The organism is Pseudohongiella acticola (genome assembly GCF_001758195.1).
GTDB classification, from domain to species: Bacteria; Pseudomonadota; Gammaproteobacteria; order Pseudomonadales; family Pseudohongiellaceae; genus Pseudohongiella; species Pseudohongiella acticola.
In genome coordinates, this window is record NZ_MASR01000001.1 from 619,632 (window position 1) to 632,433 (window position 12,802).

The following is a 12,802-nucleotide window of genomic DNA, read 5'->3' on the forward strand; positions in this document are numbered from 1 at the left end:
CCCTTGCACAACAAAGACAAGCATCAGGCTAACATTAGCCCGACCTTTATAAGTTGGCGAAGGCCTCCAGCACAATAGCCGGCGTCAGCAATTGCGGCAGGATAACGGGTTCTGCCGCCGGATCGCCAGGATACAGGATGTACAGTGGAACGCTGGGACGATTGAATTCATCCAGGACCCGGCTGATTTCCGGGTCCTGGTTGGTCCAGTCGCCCTTCATGTAGGTAATTCCGTTGTCACGCATGCCCTGCTGTACCCGCTGTGTGCTCAATGTGGTCTGCTCATTGGCAAGGCAGGTGATACACCAGGCCGCCGTCATGTTGACCAGAACCGGCGTGCCGTTGTTGCGTAATTCAGTCACCCGTGAGGAGGCAAAGGGTTCAAAATCAGCCTCGTAGTCATTGCCACTCATGTCCACGCCCGAATCAGGATTGCCCAGACGTGGTTCCAGCATTGGCATTCGCAGCACGGACAGTGCGCCGATAATCAGTACCAGGCTGACCACTATGTTGGCCCGTCGCCAACCTTCAGATGATCCACTGCCTTTCTGCAGCAACCACAAGGCCAGCGCCATCAGCAGTGCCGCAGAGGCCACCGCCACCATGCCATTAACCCCGACCTGAATGCCCAGTACCCACAACAGCCAGAGCGCTGCCGCATACATCGGGAACGCCATGAACTCCTTGAATGTCACCATCCACGGACCCGGCTTGGGCATGTGTTTCATCAACGCCGGGCTGAACGACAGAATCAGGAATGGCAGCGCCATGCCCAGGCCCAGTGCCGCGAATACAACCATCGCCACCAGCCAGGACTGTGATAATGCAAAACCCAGCGCCGCCCCCATAAACGGTGCCGTGCAGGGACTGGCAACGACCGTGGCCAGCACCCCGGTGAAAAAGGACGATTTATAACCCTTGGATGTGGTCAGGCTGCCGCCCACGCCCATCAGACGCGTGCCGAACTCGTAGACACCTGACAGGCTCAGGCCCATGACAAAGAACAGGAACACCAGCATCGCTACAAACCAGGGGGTTTGCAGCTGAAACGCCCAGCCGACGGCCTGGCCACCGGCCCTCAGTGCCAGCAGCACGGACGCCAGACCCATGAAAGTCAGCATGATGCCTGCGGTGTAAAAAACTCCGTGCATCCTGATCTGCCCTTTGTCGGCGCCACCTTTGGACGTCAGGTTAAGGGCCTTCAGTGACAGCACCGGAAACACGCAAGGCATCAGATTCAGAATCAGGCCGCCCAGCAAGGCAAAGAGAATAATGGTCAACAGGTTCTGCTCACCACCGGTGGCGATAGCCTGAGGCCCCGAACCTGACTGCTCTGCTGCCACAGCCGCAACAGCAGCCAGACTTTCAACATCAGCGGCAGCGGCGCTGATGTCATAACCGGTAACCTGGCCATCGGCGCTCTGAACCGCCAGCAGTCCCTCGACACGCTCCAGGTCCTGCAGCATTCGGCGCGGCTGACCATGGGTAATCTGGGCTATGCCCGGGTAGATGGTGACGTCGCGCAAGGGGCCCGGATCCAGCACACGGCGTTGCTCGGGGAAAAACCAGACCTCTTCGGCATCGGCAAATGCGTTCTCGTTGGAAGCAAACGAAAAGCTGATTCGGTCTCCGGCTACTGCAAACTGGCCGTCCAGCGCGTGATCCTGCACTGGCCAGCTGTCGCGTGCAGCTGTAAACGCGTCCGCCCACTGGGCATTAGGCTCCAAAGTACCCGCCGACACCGGCACAGTCAGATTGACCTCTGCATCCTCAATCAGACAGATAAGATCACAGACCTGCCACTCAACATGGGCGGTCATGGCAAATTCGCTGCCTTGATAATCTGCAGGCACCTCAACCGGGACCATTAGCAGCACTTGCCCTTTATAGGAGAATGTCACCAGGTCACTGCCGGGAAATGGCAGCCAGGTAGGCACAGGCCACTGAATGTCGCCTGCCCGCGCACCTTCGGGCAAGTTCCAGCTACGAATAAAGGTCGCGTCGCCGCTGTCGCCAGGCCATTTTGAGTAGGTATGCCAGCCTTCTGTGGGATCCAGCCGGATTGCCGTCCACAGGGTTTCACCGGGGACCGCATTCTGTGACTCAGCGATCAGCTCGACATCAATCTCATCACCCTGATAGACACCGTTCACATACTGGGGGGCATCACTTTCACTGCGACCACTTTCCTGCGCGCGCACAGCACCGGCGGCCAGCACAGTCGCCACCGCCAGCAACAGTGCCAGCAGCAACGGCAAACCCTGCCCTGCTTCCGTAACTGAACGATGTCGTAGCCAGTGAACCGTATGCACCATGTGAACTCTCCGAACGGGTGATGATTTTTTTAGTGTTTTCAGTTTGTTGTTGCCCGATTGTAGCGCCTGATGCACGCCGATGGCAGCCCTGATTGTGATAAAAAGTAACAAACTGTCAATAAGGTCAAACGATGGGCTGTAAATGCTCGACCAGCAACTGCAACTGGCGCTGCCCTCTGAATTCATTTACATCCAGTTTGTATACCAGGTGTACACGGGTAATGCCCTGATCCGGCCAGATGCTGGTATCAATATTAAACGCGATGGCATCCAGCAGATCGCGACTGTGCAAGGGCAACAACGTCATTTTGAGGTGCTTTTCTCCCACAATACGTTGGCTGACCAGCTCAAACTCACCGTCAAACAGCGGCTCCGGGAAGCCCTGCCCCCAGGGACCGGCTTCACGCAACATTTCTGCAGTCTCCAGCCGCATTTGCGGCGCTTCGATGGCGCCATCCGTGAGCATACGCTTTTGCAGCGCGTCTGCATCCAGCAGCTGCCGGGCCGCACTCACGAAGGCCGCCTCAAAATCGTCAAGCCTGGATTTGTCCAGACTCAATCCAGCGGCCATGGCGTGTCCGCCGAAACGACTGATCAGGCCCGGATGCTGAGCCGCAATCTGGTCCAGCAGGTCACGGATGTGGAGCCCGGGAACAGAGCGCGCCGAGCCTTTGACCTCGGTGCAGTCATCGCCACTGCTGTCGGCGTCGGCAAACACAATGACTGGCCGATGGAACTGCTCTTTCACCCGTGACGCCAGAATGCCAACCACGCCCTGATGCCATTGCGCATCATACAGGCACAGCGCGGCGGGCATCTCCCGGGTATCATTCAACTGTGCCTGCATCGTATTCAACGCGGCCATTGCCTGCTCGCGCATCTCGCCTTCAATACGTTTGCGTTCATCATTGATACGATCCAGCCTGGCTGCCAGTTGTCGCGCCGATTGCGCATCGTCACTGAGCAGGCAGGCAATACCCAGCGACATGTCTTCAAGGCGCCCGGCGGCATTCAGACGCGGGCCCACAGCGAATCCCAGATCGGCCGCGACCAGGGTGTGATAAGGTCGTCGCCCCTGATTCAGCAGCGCCAGAATGCCTTCACAGGCTCTGCCCTGTCGTATTCGCCGTAACCCCTCGCTGACCAGGATACGATTATTTCGGTCCAGTGGCACCACATCGGCAACCGTGCCCAGCGCGACCAGATCGAGAAGGTCGGCCAGACGTGGCTCGGCAATACCCTGAGAGCCAAACCAGTCTTTGTCGCGCAGCAGCGCACGCAGCCCCAGCATCAGGTAAAATACCACACCAACACCGGCCAGTGCTTTGCTGGCGAAGGTACATCCGGGCTGGTTGGGATTCACAATGGCGTCAGCTGCGGGCAGTGTGGCACCGGGTAGATGATGGTCTGTGATCAGTACGGAAATACCGGCCTCCTTGGCCAATGCAACACCTTCGTGACTGGAAATGCCATTGTCTACGGTGATGATCAGCTGCGGGTCACGGGCGATGGCCAGGGGCACGATCTCAGGGCTGAGGCCATAACCATAGGTAAAGCGGTCAGGTACGATAAAATCAAGATTGTTGAAACCCATCAGGCGCAATGCCCGCAACACCACAGCACAACTGGTGGCGCCATCGGCATCAAAGTCAGACACCACCAGAATACGCCCCTGTTGTTGCAGGGTTTGCCACAAAAGCTCGGTAGCAGGTTGCAAACCCTTCAGTGTCGAGGGTGGCAGCAGTCCCGCAGGTTCCAATATCAGGTCGGCAGGGTCAGTGATATTGCGGCTGGCAAAGATACGGGCGAGCAAAGGATGGGCAGCGCCGCCCGGCGCCATCAATGCAGTCAGGGCAGCATCAGGCGGGGCCGGGCGACGCTGAATCAGCATGGACGTAAAACGCTGTCAGTAACGATACCGATCACAACCTGGACTGCATGAAATCGGTCACCGCGGTGATGTCATTGTCCAGCACGTCGTAGCGTTCATCCCGCTCAAGCAGGTCCTGCAGGTGCTCGGGCAAATCCGGGTATTGCAAGCCGGCTTTTTCTACTGCATCGGCAAATTTCACCGGGTGTGCGGTGGCCAGCGTCACCATCGGCACACTGCTATCCTTGTTGCACACGCGCGCCGCATGAACACCAATCGCTGTATGCGGATCAATCAGAAATTCGGTGTCGGCATAAACCTGGCCAATCACCTTGCAGGTGGTATCGTCATCCACGCCCAGACTACTGAACAGCTCGCGGGCACGCAGCCATTGGTCGGGCTTGAGCTTCTGGGGGGTATGACCCAGACCGGTGACAAACTCGGTCACTGCCTCGGCATCACGGTCAAACAGATCGAACAGATAACGCTCAAAATTGCTCGATACCATGATATCCATGCTTGGAGACAGTGTGTGCTCAAGCGAACCCAGTGAATATTCATTGTCGCTGATCAGGCGATGCAGGATGTCATTGCGGTTGGTAGCAATGATCAGTTGATTCACCGGCAAGCCCATTGAGCGTGCCAGGTAACCCGCATAGATGTCACCGAAGTTTCCTGTCGGCACTGAAAATGATACCGGGCGCAGGGGGCCGCCCAGGTTCAGGGACGCATAGAAATAATAAACGATCTGAGCCATGATTCTGGCCCAGTTAATGGAGTTCACTGCCACCAGTTGTCGATCCGATGGCAGGAAAGACTGATCACCAAAGGCGGCTTTAACAATGCGTTGGCAGTCATCAAAGTTGCCGCGCACGGCGATGTTGTGCACATTGTCGCCAGCAATGGTTGTCATCTGACGGCGCTGCACCTCTGACACGCGCTGGTAGGGATGCAGAATAAACAGGTCAATGTTTTCGCAATGCCGACAGCCTTCCAGCGCAGCAGAGCCGGTATCACCAGAGGTTGCCCCCAGTACCGCAACTTTTTTGTTGTCCCGGGTTAATACGTAGTCCAGCAGACGGCCCAGTAACTGCAGGGCAAAATCCTTGAACGCCAGCGTCGGGCCACAGTACAGTTCCAGCACCCATTCATTGGCATCCAGTTGGCGCAAGGGTGCCACGGCTTTATGGGTGAATGTCTGGTAACTTTCGCTGAGAATGCGTTGCAACACGTCGTCGGGAATTTCACCATCAATAAACGGTTTAATAACCCTGAATGCCAACTGGTCGTAAGGCAGACCCGCCCAGGACGCAATCTCACTTTCCGAGAACCGGGGCAAGGACTCAGGTACGTAGAGCCCGCCATCGGGTGCCAGCCCAGTCAACAATACCTGCTCGAAGTTACAGGCCGGTGCCTTGCCGCGTGTACTGATATATTTCATCGCCCGACCTCAACCATTCTCGCCGTCAAACTGTTCCACGCGGATACGCATGATTTGCCCGTCTACTTCTTCCAGCGCTTCAAGTGCGGCGATGGCAACATCCATGGCCGCTTCATTGATGCGACTGGTCAGCAGCACAATGGGCACGATACCTTTTTCAAGATCACTGCCATGCGGCTCTTTTTGAATGACCGCCTCAATATTGATGCCGTAGTGCGTCAGCACCTGAGATATTTTGGCAAACACGCCGACACGGTCACGGGCGGAAATCCGCAGATAATACTCGGACTCAATTTCCGTGATATCCAGAATTTTGAGGTCGTTACGCAGGGCAGTAAACGCCAGCGGCGGAATACTGGCCCCCTGGGTTTCATCACGGCCTGCTCGTGCAATGTCGATAATGTCAGCCACCACGGACGATGCTGTGGCTTCGGCACCAGCGCCGGCCCCGTAGTACAGCGTGCTGCCTGCTGAATCACCTTTGACAACAACAGCGTTCATGACGCCGTTAACATTGGCGATCAAAGCCTGTTCCGAAACCAGGGTAGGATGAACGCGCAGCTCAATGCCCAGCTCGGTTACCCGCGTAATCCCCAGGTGTTTAATTCGGTAGCCCAGCTCTTCAGCGTAAGCAATATCGCCGGTCGTGATATGGCTGATACCTTCGGTGAAAACACGCTCGAACTGCAGAGCAATACCAAAGGCATTGGAGGCCAGAATCGCAAGTTTGTGAGCAGCGTCGATACCTTCAACATCAAAGGTGGGATCAGCTTCAGCATAACCCAGTTGCTGTGCTTCCTTGAGCACATCGGGAAAGTCGCGGTTGTTCTCACCCATCTCGGTCAGAATATAATTGCTGGTGCCATTGATGATGCCGGCCAGCCATTGAATCGAGTTGGCAGCCAGACCTTCGCGCAACGCCTTGATGATGGGTATGCCGCCAGCCACTGCGCTTTCGTATGACACAACAACACCTTTTTTGCGCGCCGCTTCAAAAATGGTATTGCCATGAACCGCAATCAGAGCTTTGTTGGCAGTGACCACATTTTTGCCATTGGCGATGGCCAATAACACCAATTCCAGTGCCGGCTCATAGCCGCCGATCAATTCCACCAGAATATCGACCTCAGGATCATTGGCTACATCAAACACATTGGTGCTGACGCGGATGCCACTTTTCGCCAACTCCGGCGCCGGATGCCGGGTAGCGACATGCACAATGTCCAGGTCCATGCCTACGCGGCGGGTGATTTCAGTTTTTTTACTGTTTAACAGATGATAGGTGCCGCCACCGACAGTACCCAGACCACAAATACCAATACGTAACGTCTGTTTGTTTCGATCCTGACTCACATGTGCCTCACACTAGCTGTACTCTGCACATTGGCATGCGCAGTAATTAAATGTTGATTTGAAATGCCGGTAATTATTGTCCCAGTACGGCTGCGGTCAAGCGCTCCGTATCCATATATCCCGGTATCAGCGTGCCGTCAGGCAACACAATAGCCGGCGTGCCAGTGATGCCAATGCGGTTGCCCAGGCTGTGGTGATTCAACACCGGATTCTGGCAATCGCGTTCGGGCAGATTCTGACCGTTCTTGGCTTGCGTGATGGCGCGATTCCGATCATCAGAACACCACACTGAAATCATCTTGGGATAGGCCGTTGACTCAAGGCCGCCGCGCGGATAAGCAAGATAACGCACACGAATGCCATTGGCGTTGATTGCCTCGACATCATGATGCAGACGACGGCAATAGGTGCAGTCCACGTCAGTAAACACACTGATGGTGGCCATGGTTTCACCCTCGGGTTCAAAAATCACCATTTGATCTTCGGGCACACCCGCGAGCAGCTGACGAACCTGATCCTTGCGGGTTTCAGCAGTCAGGTTGACCAGACCTTCAGGGCGGGTCATATACATCTCGCCCGCGATCATGAAACGACCGCTTTTGTCACTGAACAGGATCTCGCCGGAACTGAGGATGACCTCGACCACGTCGGCCATCGGCGTTTCTTTCATGCTTTCCACACGCAGTTGGCCCTGCGACGCGGCGCCCAGGCTGGTGTTGATGGTTTCACGCAGAGTGTCTTGCCAGGGTTCGTTTTGTGCCAGCACCACACCCGTGACGACAATACTCATCAGCAACGTGAGTTGCACCAGTCTCCAACGGACGATTTTCATGTTCATAACTGTGTTACTCCGCTATGCGTTAACGATGGCCCTGCCAGCCAGCAAGACTTTACCATGACCGGCTGTTGACAAGAAACTTCCGGATCGACATTCCGGCACTGGCAAGGCTTAAACACATCCAAATGTTGAAAAATGCGCGTGTGCGGGCAAAAAAAAAGGGGCGCAAATGCTCCCCTTTTTTTTGAACTGCTCTGGTTTCGCCTGCACGGCAGCTCTGGAAAGGCTGCCACACCAACGAGATCAGCTGACTTTTTTGTCCAGCTTCTCGGCGATACGGGCAGAACGGCCTGAACGTTCACGCAGGTAGTACAGCTTGGCCTGACGTACGTCACCACGACGTTTCAGGGTCACGCTGTCGATCAGCGGGCTGTAGGTCTGGAAAGTACGCTCAACGCCGACACCGTGAGAGATTTTACGAACAGTAAATGCAGAGTTCAGACCACGGTTGCGGACGCCAATAACCACGCCTTCGTATGCCTGCAGACGCTCGCGGTCACCCTCTTTGATCTTTACCTGAACAACAACGGTATCACCCGGTGAAAATGCCGGCATCTCCTTACCCATCTGTTCTTTTTCAATCATGTCGATAATTTTGCTGTTGCTCATTGCCGTACTCCCGGTTATTGATACCCCTCAAGCCTGTTGCCTTCCGCCCTGGGCGGTCTTCAGTCAGCTGAGGTACCGTATTCACTAATAAATTCGTTTAACAATGCCTGTTGTTCCTGATTAAGCTGTTGCTCAATCATGTCAGGCCGCTTAAGCCATGTCCTGCCCAGTCGCTGCTTTAATTGCCAGCGCCTGATCTGTTCGTGGTTGCCACCGACCAGTACCTGAGGTACCGGCATTCCCGCAAAATCCTGCGGTCGTGTATAACGTGGGCAATCCAGCAAACTAATACTTTCACTTTGCACCCCCGGCTCCTGCGGCAATGGCGCAAATGAGTCCAGCCCGGCTGAATCCTCATGCCCCAGTGCACCGGGTTGGTAGCGGATAATCGCATCCAGCATTACCATCGCAGGTAACTCGCCGCCACTCAGGACATAGTCCCCAACAGACCATTCCTCATCAATCTCGGTCTGCAGTACGCGCTCATCGATACCCTGATAACGCCCGCAAACCAATACCAGGTTGCTTCGTGCTGCCAGCTCAGTGACCCCGGTCTGATCCAGTCTGCGCCCTTGCGGGGACAGGTAAATCACCGTGGGCCTTGCCGACTGCCAGGCCTTGGCCTGCTCAATCGCCGCACACAATGGGCCGGTCTTCATCAGCATGCCGGCGCCGCCACCAAAAGGCTTGTCGTCAACGGTGCGATGCCGGTCAGTGGCAAAGTCACGAGGACTGTGACACGACACCTGCATCAAGCCGTTACGACAGGCCCGACCAGTGACACCATATTGTGTCACCGCCGCAAACATCTCGGGAAACAGCGTAACAATGCCAACCTGCATGTGCGCGTCTCCGTGCGTTTCCTTCAAATCAGGGTTGCCAACAGGGCAGCCCTTTTCATATGAGATAGTCCGGCTCCCAATCGACCAGTATGCGATCGCCTGCCAGATTTACCTCTACTACAACCTGATCCGGAAGCCATGGGATCAGGCGCTGGTTATCATCAACACTGCTGCTGTCCGGCGCTACCACCATGACATCATTGGCACCGGTCTCGAACAGGCTTTCCACCCGCCCCAGATTCACGCCGTCGCGATTGACCACCTGCAGACCTATCAACTGATGCCAGTAATAGTCATCAGCCCCCAGTTCGGGCAGCGCATCAGACGACACACTCAACTCCAGCCCGGTCAGTTCGCGCACAGCTTCGGGTGTATCAAACCCGACAAAGTGGGCGATAAGACCTTTACCCTGCGGCTTGCCGGCGTCCATTTCCAGTTCAATTTCGACACCCTCACGGATGGCAAAAAAGTGTTTGTAACCAAAAATGTTATCTCTGGGCTGGGTAAACGAAACCAGCTTCACCCAGCCTTTAACACCAAAGGGCGATGCCACGCGGCCCAGTCGGATGCCTGACTTCTTCAACGACATCGCCTCTTCAAGCTAATGCTCAGGCCTGGGTGCTGGCAGCCTGAGCGGCTTCGCTGATCAGCTTGGCAACGCGCTCGCTGGGCTGTGCGCCCTGGCCAGACCAGTAACCGATACGATCCAGATCGATTCGCAGACGCTCTTCAGCACCACGCGCCAGTGGGTTAAAGAACCCTACTCGCTCGATGAATCGGCCATCACGTGCGTTGCGTGAATCGGTAACGGTGATGTGGTAAAAAGGCTTTTTCTTGGCGCCGCCGCGAGCCAGTCGGATTGTGACCATAGACTACTTTCCTAATGTTAGCTTCGTACGAAAACAGAGTATTCCCGACACAGTGCCGGAAAAAGTGCGGTATTCTAAGCGAATTGACCGCTTGTGGGAAGGAATGTTTACAGGTTTTTTACTGAAACACCGCTAAATTTACCGATTTTCCTGCCAACCTGAACTTCCATTTTGCCGCTAGCCCGCCAGCAGAGCGCAACAAGGCTGGCAGGGCGTCATTACAGGCCTCAGAATCCGGGTGGACCGCCAGCACCGGGAAAGCCACCCGGGCCACGCATACCACCAAGACCGCGCATCATATTGGCCATGCCGCCGCCTTTCATTTTTTTCATCATTTTCTGCATTTGTTTGTGCTGCTTCATCAGGCGGTTAAGATCCTGAATCTGGGTACCTGAGCCCTGACAGATACGCCGCTTGCGCGAGCCATTCAACATGTCTGGATTGCGCCGTTCACGCGGCGTCATGGAATTGATGATGGCTTCCATACGTCCGAATTGACCGTCGTTGACCTTGGCGGCCGCACCTGGCGGCAATGCACCCATGCCAGGCATCTTGTCCATGATACTGGCCATGCCGCCCATGCTCTTCATCTGCTGCAGCTGTTCGCGGAAGTCTTCAAGATCAAAACCTTTGCCTTTCTGGAACTTGCCAGCCAGTCTGGCGGCCTTGTCTTTATCTACCTTGCGCTCGGCCTCTTCAATCAGGGACAGCATGTCGCCCATGCCCAAAATACGGGATGCAATCCGATCAGGGTAGAAGGGCTCCAGGGCATCGGTTTTTTCACCCATACCGATAAACTTGATGGGTTTGCCGGTAATATGGCGAACCGAGAGCGCAGCACCACCGCGCGCATCACCGTCAGCCTTGGTCAGAACCACACCGGTCAGGGGCAGCGCATCGTTAAAGGCTCGCGCCGTAGCGGCCGCATCCTGACCCGTCATGGCATCCACCACAAACAGGGTCTCTATCGGGTTCAGCAAGCGGTGCAGATCACCAATCTCGGTCATCATTTCCGCATCAACAGCCAGACGACCGGCAGTATCGACCAGCAGGACGTCGACAAAACTCTTGCGCGCTTCTTTGACAGCCGCCTGCACGATGTCCTGGGGTTTCTGTGACACATCCGAGGCAAAGAATTTGGCACCGACGTCGCCCGCCAGCGTCTCCAGCTGCTTGATCGCGGCCGGACGATAAACGTCGGCGCTGACTACCATGACAGATTTTTTGCGGGAATCCTTCAACCAGCGCGCCAGTTTGGCGACCGTGGTAGTCTTACCCGCGCCCTGCAGACCGGCCATCAAAACCACCGCCGGTGGTTGCGCATTCAGGTTCAGCTCTTCATTGGCTGACCCCATGACCGCTTCCAGCTCGGCCTGCACAATCTTGATAAATGCCTGGCCGGGACTAAGGCTTTGCGATACTTCCTGGCCTACGGCACGCAGCTTGACCCGGTCAATGAAATCCTTGACCACGGGCAACGCAACATCGGCTTCAAGCAAGGCCCGGCGAACCTCACGCAACGCTTCTTCAATATTGTTCTCGGTCAGAGTCGCTTTGCCGCTTATTTTGCGGAGCGCCCCGGAGAGCCGTTCGGTTAAGCTGTCAAACATCTGTAATATGCCTCTGCTTGGTCACGGTCTGCTGGCAAGCAAACCGGTTGGCAACTGTAAAACCCGCTATTATCACCCTGATGACACACAGCTACAATAGCCAGCACTCGCACGGTAGCATGCGCAGCTCCGGAAAAAACACTACAACGCATGCATCAGGTGTGCGACACTTTGCCCGTTAACGCAGACCATTCCAGGAGCCAAGCAGAAAACCCATGTCAATCACGACGCTGTCAGGACTTGTTGCCGTCGCGCTGTACCTTATCAGCCTCATGTTCCAGGGACAGGCGATCAAAGCCAGAACAGCGCGCATTAAAACCCGGGGAATCGTGCTGGCGACCGGGATACTGGCGACCGTCGCTCACGCGCTAAGCGCCTGGACACTGATTTCCCGCGATATTGGTTATCATTTCGGCGTCGTCGAAATCAGCACCCTGATATTTGTTGTCATCTCCCTGCTGGCCATCATCAGCAGCGCACGGCGCCCTATTGGCAATCTTATACTGGGCGTATTCCCCCTGGCGGCGCTGATCATCATCCTGTCTCTGACACTGGAGAGTGATTATCCGGCCCAACAGATCGATGCTGGCATCGCAGGTCACATTCTGCTGTCAATAGTCGCCTATAGCCTGTTTACACTGGCGGCCGTGCAGGCTGCATTTCTGGCTTTTCAGAACTACCAGCTGCGCCACAAACATGTTGCCAGCGTAATCAAACGCTTCCCTCCGCTTGAGGACATGGAGCGACTGCTGTTCGAACTGATCTGGGTCGCACAGGGCCTGCTCAGCCTGGGTATCATTGCTGGCTTTGTATTCGTTGACGATCTCAGTGCACAGGGATTGCCGCATAAAATGTTTTTCTCGGTACTGGCCTGGGTAGTTTTTGCCGTATTGTTATGGGGGCGTCATCAATTGGGCTGGCGTGGCAATACTGCCATTCGCGGCACGCTGGGTGGCTTCGTTTGCCTGTTGCTGGGTTTTTACGGCTCCAAATTTGTGTTGGAATTCATCCTGTAAGCACGCGGCCATGACTGTCATGGCCTTTTCACACCCACTC

The 12,802-nt window shown here is 55.6% G+C and carries 11 protein-coding genes; 1 reads left to right on the forward strand and 10 read right to left on the reverse strand.

What is annotated here, in order from left to right; translation table 11 throughout:
• Positions 1–46 precede the first annotated feature (46 nt).
• The 10 genes from PHACT_RS02745 to ffh all read right to left on the reverse strand — a co-directional run bounded on the left by PHACT_RS02745 (position 47) and on the right by ffh (position 11,746).
• Complete coding sequence (locus PHACT_RS02745) at positions 47–2,314, reverse strand: protein-disulfide reductase DsbD family protein (RefSeq protein WP_169819370.1); 2,268 nt, start codon at positions 2,312–2,314, stop codon at positions 47–49.
• A gap of 124 nt (positions 2,315–2,438) precedes the next feature.
• Positions 2,439–4,205, reverse strand: coding sequence for a single-stranded-DNA-specific exonuclease RecJ (recJ, locus tag PHACT_RS02750; RefSeq protein WP_070115806.1), 1,767 nt, complete (start codon positions 4,203–4,205; stop codon positions 2,439–2,441).
• Positions 4,206–4,236: 31 nt separating this feature from the next.
• The gene (gene thrC, locus PHACT_RS02755; protein WP_070115807.1) at positions 4,237–5,625 is read right to left on the reverse strand and encodes a threonine synthase; all 1,389 of its coding nucleotides are present in this window, start codon (positions 5,623–5,625) and stop codon (positions 4,237–4,239) included.
• 9 nt (positions 5,626–5,634) lie between these two features.
• Positions 5,635–6,978: a homoserine dehydrogenase gene (locus tag PHACT_RS02760; protein WP_070115808.1), complete on the reverse strand. Its 1,344-nt coding sequence runs from the start codon at positions 6,976–6,978 to the stop codon at positions 5,635–5,637.
• A gap of 73 nt (positions 6,979–7,051) precedes the next feature.
• Complete coding sequence (locus tag PHACT_RS02765) at positions 7,052–7,816, reverse strand: DsbC family protein (RefSeq protein WP_070115809.1); 765 nt, start codon at positions 7,814–7,816, stop codon at positions 7,052–7,054.
• A gap of 243 nt (positions 7,817–8,059) precedes the next feature.
• Positions 8,060–8,425 (reverse strand): 50S ribosomal protein L19, encoded by a 366-nt coding sequence (rplS, locus tag PHACT_RS02770; RefSeq protein WP_070115810.1) that lies wholly within the window; start codon positions 8,423–8,425, stop codon positions 8,060–8,062.
• 59 nt (positions 8,426–8,484) lie between these two features.
• Positions 8,485–9,267: a tRNA (guanosine(37)-N1)-methyltransferase TrmD gene (gene trmD / locus PHACT_RS02775; RefSeq protein WP_070115811.1), complete on the reverse strand. Its 783-nt coding sequence runs from the start codon at positions 9,265–9,267 to the stop codon at positions 8,485–8,487.
• Positions 9,268–9,322: 55 nt separating this feature from the next.
• Positions 9,323–9,856 (reverse strand): ribosome maturation factor RimM, encoded by a 534-nt coding sequence (gene rimM, locus PHACT_RS02780; protein ID WP_070115812.1) that lies wholly within the window; start codon positions 9,854–9,856, stop codon positions 9,323–9,325.
• Between the two features lie 19 nt (positions 9,857–9,875).
• Positions 9,876–10,136 carry a 30S ribosomal protein S16 gene (rpsP, locus tag PHACT_RS02785; RefSeq protein ID WP_070115813.1) on the reverse strand — a complete coding sequence of 87 codons (261 nt, stop codon included), beginning with the start codon at positions 10,134–10,136 and terminating at the stop codon, positions 9,876–9,878.
• 227 nt (positions 10,137–10,363) lie between these two features.
• Positions 10,364–11,746 carry a signal recognition particle protein gene (gene ffh, locus PHACT_RS02790; RefSeq protein WP_070115814.1) on the reverse strand — a complete coding sequence of 461 codons (1,383 nt, stop codon included), beginning with the start codon at positions 11,744–11,746 and terminating at the stop codon, positions 10,364–10,366.
• Positions 11,747–11,961: 215 nt separating this feature from the next.
• Here ffh and PHACT_RS02795 point away from each other — a divergent pair, with 215 nt between their 5' ends.
• Complete coding sequence (locus tag PHACT_RS02795; protein WP_070115815.1) at positions 11,962–12,762, forward strand: cytochrome C assembly family protein; 801 nt, start codon at positions 11,962–11,964, stop codon at positions 12,760–12,762.
• The last annotated feature ends 40 nt before the right edge of the window (positions 12,763–12,802 follow it).

Coding starts and splice junctions, on each gene's coding strand:
- rplS (WP_070115810.1), bottom strand. CDS start 8,425: ATGAGCAACAGCAAAATTATCGACATGATTGAAAAAGAACAGATGGGT.
- rpsP (WP_070115813.1), bottom strand. CDS start 10,136: ATGGTCACAATCCGACTGGCTCGCGGCGGCGCCAAGAAAAAGCCTTTT.
- rimM (WP_070115812.1), bottom strand. CDS start 9,856: ATGTCGTTGAAGAAGTCAGGCATCCGACTGGGCCGCGTGGCATCGCCC.
- PHACT_RS02745 (WP_169819370.1), bottom strand. CDS start 2,314: ATGGTGCATACGGTTCACTGGCTACGACATCGTTCAGTTACGGAAGCA.
- recJ (WP_070115806.1), bottom strand. CDS start 4,205: ATGCTGATTCAGCGTCGCCCGGCCCCGCCTGATGCTGCCCTGACTGCA.
- PHACT_RS02795 (WP_070115815.1), top strand. CDS start 11,962: ATGTCAATCACGACGCTGTCAGGACTTGTTGCCGTCGCGCTGTACCTT.
- PHACT_RS02765 (WP_070115809.1), bottom strand. CDS start 7,816: ATGAACATGAAAATCGTCCGTTGGAGACTGGTGCAACTCACGTTGCTG.
- trmD (WP_070115811.1), bottom strand. CDS start 9,267: ATGCAGGTTGGCATTGTTACGCTGTTTCCCGAGATGTTTGCGGCGGTG.
- ffh (WP_070115814.1), bottom strand. CDS start 11,746: ATGTTTGACAGCTTAACCGAACGGCTCTCCGGGGCGCTCCGCAAAATA.
- thrC (WP_070115807.1), bottom strand. CDS start 5,625: ATGAAATATATCAGTACACGCGGCAAGGCACCGGCCTGTAACTTCGAG.